The 16,287-nt window shown below is 70.9% G+C and carries 15 protein-coding genes; 7 read left to right on the top strand and 8 right to left on the bottom strand.

Annotated features, from left to right (window positions below):
* Nucleotides 1–90: 90 nt before the first annotated feature.
* The 5 genes from H7A73_RS06385 to xseA all read right to left on the bottom strand — a co-directional run bounded on the left by H7A73_RS06385 (nucleotide 91) and on the right by xseA (nucleotide 4,465).
* Nucleotides 91–1,509, bottom strand: a complete 1,419-nt coding sequence (locus tag H7A73_RS06385; RefSeq protein ID WP_259362746.1) for a class II fumarate hydratase — start codon at nucleotides 1,507–1,509, stop codon at nucleotides 91–93.
* Nucleotides 1,510–1,606: 97 nt separating this feature from the next.
* Nucleotides 1,607–2,221 (bottom strand): carbonic anhydrase, encoded by a 615-nt coding sequence (locus H7A73_RS06390; RefSeq protein WP_027464510.1) that lies wholly within the window; start codon nucleotides 2,219–2,221, stop codon nucleotides 1,607–1,609.
* 59 nt (nucleotides 2,222–2,280) lie between these two features.
* Nucleotides 2,281–2,916, bottom strand: a complete 636-nt coding sequence (locus H7A73_RS06395) for a DUF4245 domain-containing protein (RefSeq protein ID WP_182065182.1) — start codon at nucleotides 2,914–2,916, stop codon at nucleotides 2,281–2,283.
* Nucleotides 2,913–3,158, bottom strand: coding sequence for an exodeoxyribonuclease VII small subunit (locus tag H7A73_RS06400; RefSeq protein ID WP_017886728.1), 246 nt, complete (start codon nucleotides 3,156–3,158; stop codon nucleotides 2,913–2,915). Before H7A73_RS06400 ends, H7A73_RS06395 begins: the two co-directional genes overlap by 4 nt.
* A gap of 71 nt (nucleotides 3,159–3,229) precedes the next feature.
* A complete protein-coding gene (gene xseA / locus H7A73_RS06405) occupies nucleotides 3,230–4,465 on the bottom strand; it encodes an exodeoxyribonuclease VII large subunit (RefSeq protein ID WP_111055645.1) in 1,236 nt (411 codons plus the stop codon).
* Nucleotides 4,466–4,591: 126 nt separating this feature from the next.
* Between xseA and H7A73_RS06410 the strand changes: the two genes are divergently transcribed.
* Both H7A73_RS06410 and H7A73_RS06415 read left to right on the top strand, forming a co-directional pair.
* The gene (locus tag H7A73_RS06410; RefSeq protein WP_371830610.1) at nucleotides 4,592–5,656 is read left to right on the top strand and encodes a 4-hydroxy-3-methylbut-2-enyl diphosphate reductase; all 1,065 of its coding nucleotides are present in this window, start codon (nucleotides 4,592–4,594) and stop codon (nucleotides 5,654–5,656) included.
* Complete coding sequence (locus H7A73_RS06415) at nucleotides 5,653–6,399, top strand: DUF6264 family protein (protein WP_182065183.1); 747 nt, start codon at nucleotides 5,653–5,655, stop codon at nucleotides 6,397–6,399. The genes H7A73_RS06410 and H7A73_RS06415 overlap by 4 nt, the downstream gene beginning before the upstream one ends.
* 187 nt (nucleotides 6,400–6,586) lie before the next feature.
* Here the strand turns inward: H7A73_RS06415 and H7A73_RS06420 are convergent, their stop codons facing one another.
* Nucleotides 6,587–7,846, bottom strand: a complete 1,260-nt coding sequence (locus H7A73_RS06420) for a M18 family aminopeptidase (RefSeq protein WP_182065184.1) — start codon at nucleotides 7,844–7,846, stop codon at nucleotides 6,587–6,589.
* Between the two features lie 105 nt (nucleotides 7,847–7,951).
* Nucleotides 7,952–8,980: a class II fructose-bisphosphate aldolase gene (fbaA, locus tag H7A73_RS06425; protein WP_182065185.1), complete on the bottom strand. Its 1,029-nt coding sequence runs from the start codon at nucleotides 8,978–8,980 to the stop codon at nucleotides 7,952–7,954.
* A 219-nt stretch (nucleotides 8,981–9,199) separates the two neighbouring features.
* Between fbaA and glpX the strand changes: the two genes are divergently transcribed.
* Nucleotides 9,200–10,189: a class II fructose-bisphosphatase gene (gene glpX / locus H7A73_RS06430; protein WP_017886722.1), complete on the top strand. Its 990-nt coding sequence runs from the start codon at nucleotides 9,200–9,202 to the stop codon at nucleotides 10,187–10,189.
* Nucleotides 10,190–10,358: 169 nt separating this feature from the next.
* On the opposite strand, the gene H7A73_RS06435 is transcribed toward glpX, so the two are convergent.
* Nucleotides 10,359–11,621 carry a DNA recombination protein RmuC gene (locus tag H7A73_RS06435; RefSeq protein ID WP_182065186.1) on the bottom strand — a complete coding sequence of 421 codons (1,263 nt, stop codon included), beginning with the start codon at nucleotides 11,619–11,621 and terminating at the stop codon, nucleotides 10,359–10,361.
* A gap of 190 nt (nucleotides 11,622–11,811) precedes the next feature.
* Here H7A73_RS06435 and iolC point away from each other — a divergent pair, with 190 nt between their 5' ends.
* From iolC to iolB, 4 genes are read left to right on the top strand one after another with little or no spacing between them, the layout of a single operon-like run.
* Nucleotides 11,812–12,852, top strand: coding sequence for a 5-dehydro-2-deoxygluconokinase (iolC, locus tag H7A73_RS06440; protein ID WP_182065187.1), 1,041 nt, complete (start codon nucleotides 11,812–11,814; stop codon nucleotides 12,850–12,852).
* Nucleotides 12,845–13,834: a class I fructose-bisphosphate aldolase gene (locus H7A73_RS06445; RefSeq protein WP_182065188.1), complete on the top strand. Its 990-nt coding sequence runs from the start codon at nucleotides 12,845–12,847 to the stop codon at nucleotides 13,832–13,834. Before iolC ends, H7A73_RS06445 begins: the two co-directional genes overlap by 8 nt.
* Nucleotides 13,831–15,342 carry a CoA-acylating methylmalonate-semialdehyde dehydrogenase gene (locus H7A73_RS06450; RefSeq protein ID WP_182065189.1) on the top strand — a complete coding sequence of 504 codons (1,512 nt, stop codon included), beginning with the start codon at nucleotides 13,831–13,833 and terminating at the stop codon, nucleotides 15,340–15,342. Before H7A73_RS06445 ends, H7A73_RS06450 begins: the two co-directional genes overlap by 4 nt.
* A gap of 8 nt (nucleotides 15,343–15,350) precedes the next feature.
* Nucleotides 15,351–16,274 carry a 5-deoxy-glucuronate isomerase gene (gene iolB / locus H7A73_RS06455; protein WP_182065190.1) on the top strand — a complete coding sequence of 308 codons (924 nt, stop codon included), beginning with the start codon at nucleotides 15,351–15,353 and terminating at the stop codon, nucleotides 16,272–16,274.
* Nucleotides 16,275–16,287: the final 13 nt, after the last annotated feature.

The following is a 16,287-nucleotide window of genomic DNA, read 5'->3' on the forward strand; positions in this document are numbered from 1 at the left end:
GTGTCCAGTCCGCACCTGACGGACGGGAGGCCCGGTGCCAGCTGGCACCGGGCCTCCCGTCCGTCGTGGGGGTGCGTCAGGAGCGTCCCGCTAGTTCGGGTGGGTCATGCTGAGGACGTCGAGCGCCTCGTCGAGCTGTGCCTCGGTGACCTCGCCGCGCTCGACGTGGCCGAGGGCCACGACGGCGTCGCGCACGGTGATGCCCTCGGCGACGGCGTACTTCGCGACCTTCGCCGCTGCCTCGTAGCCGATGACCCGGTTGAGCGGGGTGACGATCGACGGCGAGGACTCCGCGAACGCGCGAGCACGCTCGAGGTTCGCCTGCAGCCCGTCGATGGTCTTGTCCGCGAGCACCCGCGAGCTGTTCGCCAGCAGCCGGATCGACTCGAGCAGCGCCGTGCCCATCACCGGGATGGCGACGTTGAGCTCGAACGCACCCGAGGCACCGGCCCAGGCGATGGTGGCGTCGTTGCCGATGACCCGAGCGCCGACCATCAGGGTGGCCTCGGGGATCACCGGGTTCACCTTGCCGGGCATGATCGAGGAGCCGGGCTGCAGGTCGGGGATGTGCAGCTCGCCCAGGCCGGTGTTCGGACCGGAGCCCATCCAGCGCAGGTCGTTGTTGATCTTCGTCAGGCTGACGGCGAGCACCTTGAGCGCACCGGAGGCCTCGACCAGGGCGTCACGCGCCCCCTGCGCCTCGAAGTGGTCGACGGCCTCGGTGATCGGCAGGTCGGTGTCGCTCGCGAGCTGGGCGATGACCCGCTGCGGGAAGCCCTTCGGGGTGTTGATACCGGTCCCGACCGCGGTGCCGCCGAGCGGGACCTCGGCGACGCGGGGCAGCGTCGCCTGCACACGCTCGATGCCCAGGCGGATCTGGCGTGCGTAGCCGCCGAACTCCTGCCCGAGGGTGACGGGCGTGGCGTCCATCAGGTGCGTCCGGCCGGACTTCACGGCGTCGGCCCAGAGCGTGGCCTTCGCTTCGAGAGACTCGGCGAGGTGCTCGAGGGCGGGCACGAGGGTGCGGAGGAGCGCCTCGGTCACGGCGACGTGCACGGAGGTGGGGAAGACGTCGTTCGACGACTGCGAGGCGTTGACGTGGTCGTTCGGGTGCACCGCCGAGCCCGCGATGTCGGACGCCAGTGTCGCGAGCACCTCGTTCATGTTCATGTTCGACGACGTGCCGCTGCCGGTCTGGTAGACGTCGACCGGGAACTGGTCGTGGTGCTGGCCGCCGATGATCAGGTCGGCCGCGCCCGCGATGGCGTCGGCGACGGCGGGTTCGACGATGCCGAGTGCACCGTTCACGACGGCCGCCGCACGCTTGATCCGTGCGAGCGCCACGATCTGCGCCGACTCGAGCCCGGTGCCCGAGATGGGGAAGTTCTCGACGGCGCGCTGGGTCTGGGCACGGTAGAGCGCCGACTTCGGCACCCGTACCTCGCCCATCGTGTCGTGCTCGATGCGGAACTCGGTCGCAGCGGTGTCGTTCGCAGTGGTGTCGGTCACGTCGTCGTGGTCCTTCCTGGGGTGCTCGCCGGTCGCGGTCGCGCCGGCCCGTGCCTGCGCCCCGGGGTCGCCGGGGCGGTCGTCGGGGTCGGGTGGGTCAGACCTGGCCGACGACGGTGTCGATGGTGACTTCTCCGGTGGCGAGGTCGTACGTCGCCCCGACGACCGCCAATCTACCCTCGGCCACGGCGTCGGAGACCGCGCCGGAGCGCTCGATCACCTGGCGGAGGGTGGCTTCGAGGTGTGCGGCACCGACGGCTTCCTGCGGGAGCTCGGCGTCGGTGAGTCGGACCTTCTCGACGCTCGGGGCGATCGCATCGACGAGGGCTTGCAGGTGCGGGGCGGGGACGGGCTCACCGGAGCGCGCTGCCGCGACGGCACCGCACCGGGTGTGCCGGAGCACGACGACCAGGGGCGTGCCCAGGGCGACGACCGCGAACTCGATCGAGCCGAGCACGACGTCGTCGACGATCTGGCCGGCGTTGCGGATGGCGAACAGGTCACCGATGCCGGCGTCGAAGACGTGCTCGAACGGCACCCGCGAGTCCGAGCAGCCGAGGACGGTCGCGAACGGCGACTGCGATCCTTCGAGCTCGGTGCGGCGGTCCGGGTCCACGCGGCCCATCCGGCGCTTGTCGGCGGCGAAGCGGGCGTTGCCGTCGACGAGCAGGCGCAGGGCGTCGGACGGGGTGGAGGCGGCGCGGTCGGGCATGGGGCTCCTCGGTTCGGGTGGGACGGGGTGGTGACTGACGGGGCGGTGCCCGTCGTCGTCTACTCGGACAGTTCTCGGGAGACGGCGGTCGCGACGGTCCGGAAGGCCTTGTCGTCGGCGGTGCCGGAGAGCACGATCGTGTTCTTGCCGAACGTCGAGACGAGTGAGTAGGCATGGTTGCCGGCGTCGGTGCCCTCGGCGCGGCGGTCGTAGACGGTCCACTCCGTGTCACCGATCGTGCGGTCACCGGTGGACGGCCGCTGGTCGAGCTGGTTCGACACCCACGAGGCGTTGGCGTCGATGCCCTGCTGCACACCGAGGTACTGCTTGTCCGGCGTCACGAAGCCGACGGTCCAGACGTCCACGCCGTCGGTGGTCTTGCTCGCGAAGTCCGCGCGGTTGGCGCTGTAGCCGTCCGGCAGCGGCGGCGCGACCAGGGTGACGTCGTCGACGTTCGCCTTCGCCGCGATCTGCTGGTAGTCGACGGTGCGGTCCACGGTGGTGTCGGGCCGGACGACGACCGCCACCAGGAACAGCACGATGCCGAGTGAGGCGATGAGCGCGATGACCAGGTTGAACGCGGTCTGGTGCTGACGGCGGGCGGTCCGGGCGGCGTCCTTGCGAGCCCAGGTCTCCTCTGCCGTCTCGGGGCGACCGAGCTCGGCGACGATCGGGCGGCCGTTGGGGTCGGTCATCGCCCGGAGCCGTCCTGGGCGTCGCTGGCGGCACGGGCCGCGTCGAGCCGTGCGCGGGCGCCGACGAGCCACTCTTCGCACCGGGCGGCGAGGGCTTCGCCCCGCTCCCAGAGCGCCAGCGAACGCTCGAGGGTCGCGGAGCCCTGTTCGAGCTCGCTCACGACGCGCACGAGTTCGTCGCGGGCAGCTTCGTAGCTCAGCGACTGGACGTCGGTCTGCTCGGGTTCCTGCTGGGATGGCACGGGTCGATCCTACCGAGCGTCCACCGACGATCCGCCGCCCGGACCCAGGCTGTGGAGAACACCCGTGGTGGTCAGGAGCCGTCCGGGCCGGGGCCGTCCGGTTCGAGCGTGCCCGTGGCCGTGCCGGCACCGAGCGTGACGTGCACCGGCGTCGCTCCGGACAGGTCGTCCGTGCCGCGGACGACGCCCCCGTCGGCCCGCTGCACGATGGCGTACCCGCGGCGCAGGGTGTCGCGCGGTGAGAGTGCCCGGAGCCGAGCGGTCAGGTGCCCGACCTCGGAGTGCCCGCGCTCGAGCCGGCGGTCGAGCAGTTCGCGGGCACGGGACAGGTCGCGGGCGACCTCCTCCGCACGGGTGTCGACGAGCCACGCGGTCGACGCCAGAGCCGGGCGCGACCGCAGCGCGGCGAGCCGGTCGGCCTCGACCGACAGCGTGTGCGAGAGCCGGAGCCCGAGCCGGGCGCGGGCCGCCCGGACGTTGGCGAGCTCCTCGGCGACGTCGGGCACGACCCGCTTGGCGGCGTCCGTGGGGGTCGAGGCGCGCAGGTCGGCGACCTCGTCGAGGATCGGGCGGTCGGCTTCGTGCCCGATCGCCGAGACGATCGGGGTCGACGCAGCGGCCGCGGCACGGACGAGCCCTTCGTCGCTGAAGCCGAGCAGGTTCTGGAAGTCGCCGCCGCCACGGGCGATGATGATGACGTCGACCTCGGGGTCGGCGTCGAGCTCGAGGATCGCCGCCGTGACCTCGCCCACGGTCCGTTCGCCCTGCACCGCCGTGTGCACGGTGCGGAACTCCACCTGGGGCCACCGCAGCTGCGCGTTGCGCTTGACGTCCTTCTCGGCGTCGGAGTCCTTGCCGGTGATCAGGCCGATGCGGTGCGGCAGGAAGGGCAGACGCTGCTTGCGGGACGGGTCGAACAGCCCTTCCTCGGCGAGGGTGCGGCGGAGGCGCTCGAGGCGTTCGAGCAGGTCACCGAGCCCGACGTGCTTCATCTCGACGACCTGCATCGTCAGCGAGCCGCCCTTGACCCAGTAGTTCGGCTTGAGCGCGGCGACGACCCGGTCGCCCTGCTTGATGTCCGCCGGCACCCGGGAGCGCACGCTCGACCAGATGGAGAACGACACGGTGGCGTCGACCTCGACGTCCTTGAGCTTGCCGTACACGTTGCCCCCGGCGACGTTCCACTGCGTGATCTCGCCCTCGACCCAGGCGGTGCCGAGCCGGTCGATCCAGTCGCGGAGCTTCGCGCCGAGGAGCGCCACGGGCCACGGGTTGTCGGCCGTCGGCGGGCCCTGTTCGATCGCCATGTCGCTCCTCGTCCTGCTGGGACGTCCATCGTGCCCGAGACCGGTGACAGGGGACGGACGTCGTGTTCTCCACAGGCACTCCACGCGCCCAGGTCGCGTGCGTGCCGCTCACCTATCATCGGGGACGTGACGATCACCAACGGCCACACGGTCCCGCTCGCCCCGCCGCGTGTGCACGCGGCACGGGGCAGACTGCGTGACGAACCGGTCGCCGGCCCCAAGAAGGTGCTGCTCGCGGCCCCCCGTGGTTACTGCGCCGGGGTGGACCGCGCGGTCGTGGCGGTCGAGAAGGCGTTGGAGCAGTACGGCGAGCCCGTCTACGTCCGCAAGCAGATCGTCCACAACGTGCACGTGGTGTCGACGCTCGAGCAGCGCGGTGCCGTCTTCGTCGACGACGTCGCAGAGGTCCCCCGGGGCTCGCACGTCGTCTTCAGCGCGCACGGTGTGTCGCCGGCCGTCGTCGCGGGCGCCGCCGAACGCGACCTGCACGCCATCGACGCCACCTGCCCCCTCGTCACCAAGGTCCACCGCGAAGCCACCCGGTTCGCCAAGGCCGAGCGCACCATCATCCTGATCGGCCACGCCGGCCACGAAGAGGTCGAGGGCACGATGGGGCACGCCCCGGACCGCACGATCCTGGTGAACGGCCCCGACGACGTCGCCGCACTGTCCGTCTCCGATCCGGACAACCTCGTCTGGCTGTCGCAGACCACGCTCAGCGTCGACGAGACGATGGAGACCGTGCGGCTGCTGCGCGAGAAGTTCCCGGCCATCCAGGACCCCCCGTCGGACGACATCTGCTACGCCACGCAGAACCGCCAGGTCGCGATCAAGAAGGTCGCGCCCGGTGCCGACCTGGTGATCGTCGTCGGCTCGGCGAACTCGTCGAACAGCGTCCGCCTGGTCGAGGTCGCGCTCGAGCACGGTGCCCGCGCCGCTCACCGTGTCGACTACGCGGAGGAGATCCAGCAGGAGTGGCTCGACGGTGTCGAGACGGTCGGCGTGACGAGCGGTGCGTCCGTGCCGGAAGAACTCGTGGCCGAGGTGCTCGAACAGCTCGCCGACGCCGGCTACGCCGCCGTCGAAGAGGTCGTCACCGCACACGAGGACCTGATGTTCTCGCTCCCCAAGGAGCTCCGCACCGACGCCTCGGGCAACCCGACGCGCGCGCTCGGCGGGCGTCGGGCATGAGCGGCTCGGACGGCTGGTCCTCGGTCCCGCGTCGCGACCCGGCCAACCACGGCGACGCCGGGGCTGGTGCCGGCCAGGAGGCCCGGGGTGCGTCCCCGACGGCGGCCGCCGGTCCCGCGAGCGGTCGGCCCCAGGGCCGTCCCGCCCCCGGGTACGGCGAGTACGCGCCCGAGGGCTGGGTGAACCCGGTCCTCGTCGAGCAGGAACGCCAGGAGCGGGAGCGTCAGGCACGGGAGCGGCAGGACCAGGCCCCCGCCACCGGCGCGCACGACGCTGCTCTGCGCGACCGCTCCGGCGGCGACCGCACTGGTACGGATGCTCGCTCCGGTGCAGTCCCTGCCGGGGCGCAGCGGTCGATGGTCCGCAGCCGGTTCGGTCGCACACCGGCCGACTTCGTGCTCACCGTCGGGCTGCTCGCCTTCGGACTGGTCTCCGTGGTGCAGTCCCTCTCGGTGGGCGAGGTCGCCTCCACCGTGCGGCGCACCCTCGAGACCCAGTACACGGCGCTGAACGACCCGAGTGCCCTGAGCACGGCGGCCGCCATCGCCGCGATCACCAACGTGGTGGTGTTCGCCCTGGTTGCCTGGTGGTCCATCCGCCGGCTCCGGGCACGGAAGCGGACGTTCTGGGTGCCGCTGGTCGGAGCCGTCGTCGCCACGGCGATCAGCACGATCGCGTTCGTCGTCGTGGTCATGCAGGACCAGGCATTCGTCGACTTCATGCTGCGCCAGTCCGGCGCCTGACCGCCTGACCGCGGGGTTGTTCGCGCCGCCGGCCTCCGCGCGCCGAGTGGTCGCAACACGCCGCGGCCCCGCCGTCGGGTGGTCACGAAGTGTCGTCTGGCACCGACTCGACCGACACTTCGTGACCCCTCGGCCCTGCGCGTGCGGGGAGTCGTGACCACCCCAGCCAGCCGACGCCGGCCGGAGGTCAGCCGGCCAGGAAGGCGGCGACCGCTCCGTGCAGGGCAGCCAGGTCGTCGACGTGCACGAGCTCCCGGATCGAGTGCATCGACAGCAGTCCGACGCCGATGTCGATCGTCGGGATCCCGAGCCGGGTCGCCGCGATCGGGCCGATGGTCGAGCCGCCGGGGATCGTGTTCACGTTGACGAACGGCTGCCACGACACACCGGCGGTCTCGCACGCGGCTGCCCAGACGGCCTCGCCCTTCGCCTCGGTCATGTAGCGCTGGTTCGCGCTGATCTTCAGCAGCGGTCCGGCTCCCGGGCGCGGTCGGTTCGTCGGGTCGTGCTTCTCCGGCTGGTTCGGGTGCACCAGGTGCCCGGCGTCGCTCGACAGCAGCCACGACGCACGGAAGGCCCGGGCCGCTTCGGAGCGGGTGGCGCCGAGGCCCTCCTGCACACGGCCGAGGACGTCCTCGAGGAACGGACCACCGGCACCGGACGGCGTCGACGACCCGATCTCCTCGTGGTCGAACGCCGCGAACACCGGGATGTGGTCACCGTCGGTCGGCGCGTCGACGATGCCCCGGAGTCCGGCGTGCACGCTCGTCAGGTTGTCCATCCGGCCGGACGCCAGGAACTCGCGCTCGATGCCGATCCGGGCCGGCACCTGGGTGTCGGCGAGGAACAGGTCCCACGACACGGCACCATCGCCGAGCCGGGCGAGCAGCCACTCCACGACAGCGGTCCCACCGGCGTCGCCATCGACCCCGACGATCGGCAGGGTGTGGCGCTGGCGGTCGATCTCCTTGCCGTCGTTCACCCCGCGGTCGAGGTGGATCGCGAGGTTCGGGATGCGGGCGACGGCGTCGGTGCTGACGAGCCGCACGCTGCCGTCGGCGTCGACGACCCGGCCGGCGATCCGCAGGTCGCGGTCGAACCAGGTCGACAGGAGCGCGCCGCCGTAGACCTCGACGTTCAGCTGCTCCCAGCCGCCCGTGCGGACGCCGGGGTTCGGCTTCACGCGGAAGCCGGGGGAGTCGGTGTGGGCGCCGAGGATCCGGAACGGCGTCGTCGGGCCGGCACCGTCGGGCAGGCGCCACGCGATGACGGCGCCGTCGCGGACCACCACGTACGCACCGGACTCGGTCGGCCAGGCGTCGAGTTCGGACAGCTCGGTGAACCCGGCAGCGACGAGACGGTCACGGGTCGCCGCCGCCGCGTGGAACGCGGTGGGCGACTCGGTGACGAACTGGGCGAACTCGGAGGCGATGGCGTCGACGGTCACCCGTCCATCGTGGCACGCGGTGGAGACGACCCGACGCAGAACGGGGCGCGTCCGTCGGACGCACCCCGTTCCTCCAGGCCGGTGGACCCGACCCGACGGACCTGCTCAGCCCTTGGTGTTCCCGGCGGAGCCGAGGACCTTCGCGGCCTCGCCGACGCGAGCCGCCATGGAGGTCTCGGCGACCTTGCCCCAGGCGCGGGGGTCGTACTGCTTCTTGTTGCCGACCTCGCCGTCGATCTTCAGGACGCCCTCGTAGTTCCGGAACATCGAGTCGGCGATCGAGCGGGTGAACGCGTACTGCGTGTCCGTGTCGATGTTCATCTTGATGACGCCGTTGCGGACGGCCTCGTGGATCTCGTCGTCGGTCGAGCCGGAGCCGCCGTGGAAGACGAGGTCGAGGGGGTTCTCGCCGGTGCCGTGCTTCGCCGCGACCGACGCCTGGATCTCGCCGAGGAGCTCGGGGCGGAGCTTGACGTTGCCCGGCTTGTAGACGCCGTGCACGTTGCCGAAGGTGAGCGCCGCGATCCAGCGGCCCTTGTCACCCAGGCCGAGTGCGTCGACGACCTTCTCGACGTCGTTCGGGGTGGTGTACAGCGCGTCGTTCGTGCCCTCGTGCTGGACGCCGTCCTCTTCGCCGCCGACGACGCCGATCTCGACCTCGAGGATCGCGTTGATGTTCCGCGTCTTCTCGATCATGGTCTTCGCGATCTCGATGTTCTCGTCGAGCGGCACGGCCGAACCGTCCCACATGTGCGACTGGAAGATCGGGTTGCGACCCTGCCGGACCTCTTCCTCGCTCGCCGCGATGAGCGGCAGGACGAAGCCGTCGAGGGCGTCCTTCGGGCAGTGGTCGGTGTGCAGCGCGACCGTGATGTCGTAGTTCTTGGCGACCTCGTGGGCGAACTTCGCCATCGCCAGGGCACCCGCTGCGCGGTTCTTGATGGTGTGGCCGGCGAAGTAGTCGGCACCGCCCGTCGTGACCTGGAGGATGCCGTCGGAACCGGCTTCCTGCAGGCCCTGGAGGACCGCGTTGATGGTCTGCGAGGAGGAGACGTTGACCGCGGGGTACGCGAACTTGCCCGCCTTCGCGCGTTCGATCATCTCGGCGTACTGTTCCGGCGTTGCGATGGGCACGTGGATCTCCTTCGACTTCGGTGATGTCCCCGCCGATCGTAGTCAGAAGCTCTGGGCCCCGACCGCCGGTTCCGGTGCGACGCGCCAGCGGCGCACCGGCCGTGCCGGTTGGGGGAGGTGCGGTCCGGGTCACGCGGTCGGCTCACGTCCGGCGTGCACATGCGTGCACGGGCCCGGTGTCCGGACCGCGGGTCGGCCGCCGGTCGGTAGGCTCGGGTCGTGACTCCCACTACGGAAACCGGCTCCCTGTTCCTCCAGCCCGACCGCAACCTCGCGCTCGAGCTCGTGCGTGCGACGGAGGCCGCCGCGATCCGTGCGCAGCCGTGGGTCGGGCGTGGTGAGAAGAACCTCGCCGACGGTGCTGCGGTCGACGCGATGCGCAAGTTCCTCGGCACGGTGAACTTCGACGGCGTCGTCGTCATCGGCGAGGGCGAGAAGGACAACGCCCCGATGCTCTACAACGGCGAGCACGTCGGCAACGGGCACGGCCCGGCCTGCGACATCGCGGTCGACCCGATCGACGGCACCTCGCTCACCGCCGCCGGCCGCCAGAACGCCATCTCCGTCATGGCCGTCTCGGACCGCGGTTCGATGTACGACCCCTCCGCCGTCTTCTACATGGACAAGATCGCCGCCGGCCCCGAGGGTCGCGGTGTCCTGGACCTCGAGAAGCCGATCGGTGACAACATCCGCGCGCTGGCGAAGGCCAAGGGCAAGGACCTCGAGGACATGGTCGTCGCCGTGCTCGACCGTCCGCGCCACGACGAGCTGATCCGCGCCATCCGCGCGACCGGTGCCGGCACGCGACTGCTGCTCGACGGTGACGTCGCCGGTGGCATCGCCGCCGCCCTGCCCGGCTCGACCATCGACATGTGCGTCGGTGTCGGCGGCACCCCCGAGGGCATCATCACGGCGTGCGCGATCAAGGCGCTCGGCGGCGTGATCCTCGGCAAGCTCCAGCCGAAGGACGACGAGGAGCGCGAGCGCGCCATCGCCGCCGGCCACGACCTGGACAAGGTCCTCGACCAGGACGACCTGGTCACCGGTGACAACACGTTCTTCGTCGCCACCGGCGTCACCGACGGCGTCCTGGTCGACGGCGTGCGTCGTTCGCGCGGCGTCATCCACACCGACTCGCTCGTGCTCCGCTCGCGCTCGAACACGATCCGCCGCATCCAGGCGGACCACCGTGCGGAGAAGTGGTTCTGATCCAGACGCGGTCCTGATCGGCGCGGATCCGCGCTGCACCACTGCAACCCGTCCGAACCACGCGATCCCGTGGTTCGGACGGGTTTCCGTTGTGCCGTGCGGTGCGGTGCGGTGCGGCGCGGTGTGGCGCGCCGCTGCGCCGGACGTCGCGCTGCGCTGCGCTCCGCCGTCAGTCCTCGTCGACGGCGCCGACGAGCTCCGGGGCAGTGAGCAGCCGCGGCTCGTCCTCGATCGACGCCGGGTCCGCGATCACCTTCGACTCGTCGAGCAGCGACAACCGACGGGCACTCGGCAGGACCTGGCGTTCGAGCGACCCGACGAAGCGGTTGTAGTCGACGACGGAGCCCCGGATCGAGCGGCCGAGCTTGTCGACGTGCCCCGCCATCGTGGACAGCCGGCCGTAGAGCTCGCGGGAGACCTTGAAGAGCTCGTGCGCCTCTTGCGAGACGACGTCCTGCTGCCACGAGAACGCCACGGTCTTGAGCACGGACCACAGGGTCACGGGTGAGGCGAGTGCGATGCGCTTGCGGAAGGCGTGGTCGAGCAGGCCGGGGTCGGCGGCGAGGGCGCTCGAGATGAGCGACTCGGACGGGATGAAGGCGACGGTGAGCTCGGGGGAGGCGTCGTAGCCGGTCCAGTACTCCCGTGCGGCGAGGGCGTCGACGTGCGCGCGGAGCGCCTTGACGTGCTGGGCGATGAGCTGGTCGCGTCGTGCTGCCTCGGCACCGGTGGCGGTCGCCGGGATCTCGGCTGCTTGCAGGTAGGCGCTGAACGGCACTTTGGCATCGACGGCGATGGTCTTGCCGCCGGGCAGGTGCACGACCATGTCCGGGCGGGCGGAGCCGACGGCGGTGGTGACGGAGGACTGCACGTCGAAGTCCACCCGTTCGAGCAGCCCGGCGGCCTCGACCACGTTGCGCAGCTGCGTCTCGCCCCAGACGCCGCGCGTGCTGTTCGACGACAGGGCGCTGGCCAGGGTGTCGGCGGTGGCGCGCAGGCGCTCTTCCGACTCGGCGGCCGACCGGAGCTGTGCCGACAGCGCGCCGTACTGCTCGCTCCGGGACTGCTCGAGCTCGGCGATCTTCGTGCGCATCACGTCGAGCGTCTGCGCCACGGGGCTGAGCGCCGAGAGCACCTTGGACTCGTTCTGGTTGCGCGCTGCGTCGACGCCGTGCATGCGCTGCACCAGGTGCTCGAGTTCGGCGGAGCGCCGTTCGAGCGAGTCGACCTGGCGGCGGTACTGCGTGTCCTGGGCGTCGAGGCGTTCCTCGGCGTCACGCCGCACCGCCTCGAGCTGACCGCGCAGGGCCTCGGCCGTCGCGCGGGCCGACGCGGTGTCGACGCCCGCGCGCGAGCGGGCGAGCGACCAGGCGACGACCGCACCGACGGCGATGCCGATCACGAGACCGATGACCAGGGCGAGGATCTGCATGTCGCGACCCTGGCAGAACCCACCGACACCGCGCCTCCCGGCCCACCGGCGCGCCCCGCAGGACCGGCGTGACCGGCGCCACGCGACGCGCGTGACGGACCTCGGAATCCATGTCATGACATTAGGGCAAACAGGGTGTACAGTCGTGATCGTCCGCCGATGAAGCCGCACGGAAGGTCCACCGCGTCGCATGACGAACCAAGCCCCCCACGCCTACGACGTGATCACGATGGGACGCGTCAGCGTCGACATCTACCCGCAGCAGACCGGCCCGCTCGAGGACGTCTCGACCTTCTCGAAGTCCGTCGGCGGCAGCGCCACGAACGTCGCCATCGCCGCTGCTCGCCACGGAGCGGACGCCGCGGTCATCACCCGGACGGGCAACGACCCCTTCGGCCGGTACATCGCCCGCACGCTGCCCGAGTACGGCGTCGCGAACGCCTTCGTCGAGACGGTCGAGGGGCTGAACACCCCCGTCGCCTTCTGCGAGATCTTCCCGCCGGACGACTTCCCGCTCTACTTCTACCGGGCCCCGAAGGCGCCGGACCTGATGATCACGGCGAAGTCCCTGCCGCTGCACGAGATCGAGCGCGCGAAGATCTTCTGGACCACGGTGACCGGCCTCAGCGAGGAGCCGAGCCGACAGGCGCACCACGTGGCGTACGAAGCCCGGTCCGCCGCGCAGAACAGCACGAAGACCCACACCGTGCTGGACCTGGACTACCGGTCGATGTTCTGGTCGAGCCCCGAGGCCGCGACGCGCGAGGTCGCGATCGCCCTCGAGCACGCCACCGTCGCCGTCGGCAACCGCGAGGAGTGTGAGGTGGCGGTGGGGGAGACCGACCCGGTCCGCGCCGCCGACGCCCTGCTCGACCGCGGGGTCGAGATCGCGATCGTCAAGCAGGGGCCGAAGGGCGTGCTGGCGAAGACCCGCGACGAGTTCGTCGAGTTCCGTCCGCACCACATCGACGTCGTGAACGGGCTCGGCTCGGGCGACGGCTTCGGCGGTGCGCTGACCCACGGACTGCTGCAGGGCTGGAGCCTCGAGCGGATCCTGGCGTTCTGCAACGCCGCCGGCGCGATCGTCGCGACGCGGTTCGAGTGCTCGACGGCGATGCCGACGAGCGACGAGATCGAACAGTTCCTGACCGACAACCCGGCCGAGGGCACGACGCATACGGATGAGACGAACACGGGTGAGACGAACACCGAGGAGAAGACCCATGCCTGAGCTCAGCCCCGCTGACTTCCAGCGCCTCCGCGACATCCGTGCCGGCCAGCCCGACCTGGTGCGTGCCACGCTCGACGCCCGCCACAAACGCTCCCTGCTCGCCGACGACGGCAAGCTCTTCATCGTCGCCGCCGACCACCCCGCACGCGGTGCACTGGCGGTGCGCGACGACGAGTCCGCGATGGCGGACCGCTACGACCTGCTCGAGCGGCTCGTCACGGCCCTCGGCCGGCCGGGGGTCGACGGCGTGCTCGGCACCCCCGACATCCTCGAGGACCTCGCACTGCTCGGCGCCCTCGACGGCAAGGTCGTCGTCGGGTCGATGAACCGCGGCGGACTGCGCGGCGCGACCTTCGAGATGGACGACCGGTACACGGCGTACTCGGCGCAGGCCATCAAGGACTCCGGGCTCGACTTCGCCAAGCTGCTGGTGCGCATCGCCCTGGAGGACTCGGGCACCGCGCCGACGCTCGAGGCCACGGCCCGAGCCGTCAGCGAGGCCGCGGCACTCCAGCTGCCGATCATGCTCGAGCCGTTCATGTCGGAGTGGCGGGACGGCCGGGTCGTCAACGACCTGTCGGCAGATGCCGTGATCACCTCGATGGCGATCGCTGCGGGCCTCGGCGAGTCCAGCGCCTACAGCTGGCTCAAGATCCCCGTCGTCGACGACATGGAGCGCGTGATGGCGGCGACGACGCTGCCGACGCTGCTGCTCGGCGGCGACCCGGCTTCGCGCCCGCTGGAGACGTACGCCAAGTGGGCTGACGCCCTGGCACTGCCCGGCGTCCGCGGCCTGGTTGTCGGACGCACCCTGCTCTACCCCTCGGACGGCGACGTCGCCGCCGCCGTGGACGTGGCCGCCGGTCTCGTCCACAGCCAGGAGGCCCGGGGCGGGTTCTCCACAGATGCCCACGACCCAGCCGCTCGGCTCGCGGGCGCCACCACCATGGACTCGTCCATCTCGGAAGGAAGCAACGCATGACGCTCACCGACACGACCACCACCACGGTCGGGCACTGGATCGACGGCAGGCGCGTCGAATCCGCGTCGGGCAACACCGCCCCCGTGTACGACCCGGCGCTCGGCGTCGCGACGAAGCAGGTCGCCCTGGCCGACGAGTCCGAGATCCAGGCGGCCATCGGCAGCGCCAAGGCGGCGTTCCCGGCGTGGAGCAACCTGTCGCTGGCCAAGCGCCAGCAGATCCTGTTCTCGTTCCGCGAGATCCTGAACCGCGACAAGGCCGAGCTGGCCGAGATCATCACGAGCGAGCACGGCAAGGTCATCGACGACGCCCTGGGGGAGATCGCCCGTGGGCAGGAGGTCGTGGAGCTCGCCACGAACATCCCGAGCCTGATGAAGGGCGAGTTCTCCGACCAGGTCTCGACCGGCATCGACGTCTACTCGATCCGCCAGCCGCTCGGCGTGGTGGGCATCATCAGCCCGTTCAACTTCCCGGCGATGGTGCCGCTCTGGTTCCTGCCGATCGCGATCGCCGCGGGCAACACCGTCGTGCTGAAGCCGAGCGAGAAGGACCCGTCGGCCGCCATCTGGCTCGCCGAGAAGTTCAAGGAGGCCGGGCTGCCCGACGGCGTCTTCAACGTGCTCAACGGCGACAAGCTGTCCGTCGACGGTCTGCTCACCAGCGACGACGTCGAGTCGATCTCGTTCGTCGGCTCCACGCCCATCGCGCAGTACGTGTACGAGACCGGCACGAAGCACGGCAAGCGCGTGCAGGCCCTCGGCGGTGCGAAGAACCACATGCTGGTCCTGCCCGACGCCGACCTCGACCTGGTCGCCGACAACGCGATCAACGCCGGCTTCGGTTCGGCCGGCGAACGCTGCATGGCGATCTCGGTCGTCGTCGCCGTCGAGCCGGTGGCGGACGAGCTCATCCAGAAGATCAAGGACCGCGCGGCGACCCTGCGCATCGGCGACGGTCGTCGCGGATGCGACATGGGGCCGCTCGTCACGAAGCAGCACCGTGACAAGGTCGCCTCGTACATCGAGGTCGCAGAGCAGGACGGTGCGGTGGTTGTGGTGGACGGCCGCACCGTCCGACCCGACGGCGACGAGAACGGTTTCTGGTTGGGCCCGACGCTGATCGACCAGGTGCCCACCACCAGCCGCGTCTACACCGAGGAGATCTTCGGTCCGGTGCTGAGCGTCGTGCGGGTCGCCACCTACCAAGAGGGCCTCGAGCTCATCAACTCCGGCGCGTACGGCAACGGCACGGCCATCTTCACGAACGACGGTGGCGCCGCCCGGCGGTTCCAGCGCGACGTGCAGGTCGGCATGATCGGCATCAACGTCCCGATCCCGGTGCCGGTCGCCTACTACTCGTTCGGCGGCTGGAAGAACTCGCTGTTCGGTGACCACAAGGCCTACGGTGCCGACGGCGTGAGCTTCTTCACCCGTCAGAAGGCGATCACGAGCCGGTGGCTCGACCCGTCGCACGGCGGCATCAACCTCGGCTTCCCGTCGAACAACTGACCCGCAGCATGGCGAACGAACAGCACCAGCACGACCAGTGGTTCATCCCGGCGGGCTCCCGGCCCGAGGCAGGCTGGACCGACGTGGTCGACGGTCGCATCGAGGGGTGGGCGCACACCGGGCTCCGGACCGGCGCGCTGACCGACGGAGGCGAGTTGCGCCTCCCGGCCGACGCCGTGGAACGCATCGTCGTGCCGCTCGCCGGGTCGTTCCACGTGGCCCACTCGGGCGCTGCCGGCGACGGCGAGCAGGCCCTGCAGGGGCGAGGGAGCGTCTTCGACGGCCCCACCGACGTCCTGTACCTGGGCTCGGGGTCCGCGGCCACCATCACCGGCAGCGGGCGGTTCGCCGTCGCGGAAGCCCCCACCGACACCGTCAAGCCGACCACCTACGTGGCCCGGCCGGACGTGCCGGTGGAGCTCCGCGGCGCTGGGCAGTCGAGTCGTCAGGTGCACAACTTCGGCACGCCGGCCGCGCTCGACGCCGTCAAGTTCATCGTGTGCGAGGTCATCACGCCGGCCGGCAACTGGTCGTCGTACCCGCCGCACAAGCACGACACGAACATGCCCGGGTCGGAGTCCAACCTCGAGGAGATCTACTACTACGAGGCAGCGGTGTCCCGCGGGCTCGAGTCGATCGCTCCCGAGGCCTCCGACCCGTTCGCCCTGCACCGCACGTACGCCTCGGACGACCGTGTCATCGACGAGTTCCGGCAGGTCCGGACCGGTGACATCGCCCTGGTGCCGTACGGCTGGCACGGCCCGGCGGTCGCCGCGCCGGGCTACGACATGTACTACCTCAACGTGATGGCCGGGCCGGACCCGGAGCGCGTCTGGAACATCACCGACGACCCGGCCCACGGGTGGGTCCGGCAGGCGTGGGCGTCGGAATCGATCGACCCACGACTGCCCTACGAAAGGAAGCAGGCGTGACCACCACGACGCG

The organism is Curtobacterium sp. ME12, from assembly GCF_903970855.1.
Lineage (GTDB): Bacteria > Actinomycetota > Actinomycetes > Actinomycetales > Microbacteriaceae > Curtobacterium > Curtobacterium poinsettiae_A.

Excerpts from the sequence above, each read along its gene's own strand:
- H7A73_RS06415 (WP_182065183.1), top strand. The coding sequence starts at position 5,653 with ATGAGCGGCTCGGACGGCTGGTCCTCGGTCCCGCGTCGCGACCCGGCC.
- H7A73_RS06445 (WP_182065188.1), top strand. The coding sequence starts at position 12,845 with ATGCCTGAGCTCAGCCCCGCTGACTTCCAGCGCCTCCGCGACATCCGT.
- H7A73_RS06390 (WP_027464510.1), bottom strand. The coding sequence starts at position 2,221 with ATGCCCGACCGCGCCGCCTCCACCCCGTCCGACGCCCTGCGCCTGCTC.
- iolB (WP_182065190.1), top strand. The coding sequence starts at position 15,351 with ATGGCGAACGAACAGCACCAGCACGACCAGTGGTTCATCCCGGCGGGC.
- H7A73_RS06435 (WP_182065186.1), bottom strand. The coding sequence starts at position 11,621 with ATGCAGATCCTCGCCCTGGTCATCGGTCTCGTGATCGGCATCGCCGTC.
- H7A73_RS06450 (WP_182065189.1), top strand. The coding sequence starts at position 13,831 with ATGACGCTCACCGACACGACCACCACCACGGTCGGGCACTGGATCGAC.
- iolC (WP_182065187.1), top strand. The coding sequence starts at position 11,812 with ATGACGAACCAAGCCCCCCACGCCTACGACGTGATCACGATGGGACGC.
- H7A73_RS06395 (WP_182065182.1), bottom strand. The coding sequence starts at position 2,916 with ATGACCGACCCCAACGGCCGCCCGATCGTCGCCGAGCTCGGTCGCCCC.
- xseA (WP_111055645.1), bottom strand. The coding sequence starts at position 4,465 with ATGGCGATCGAACAGGGCCCGCCGACGGCCGACAACCCGTGGCCCGTG.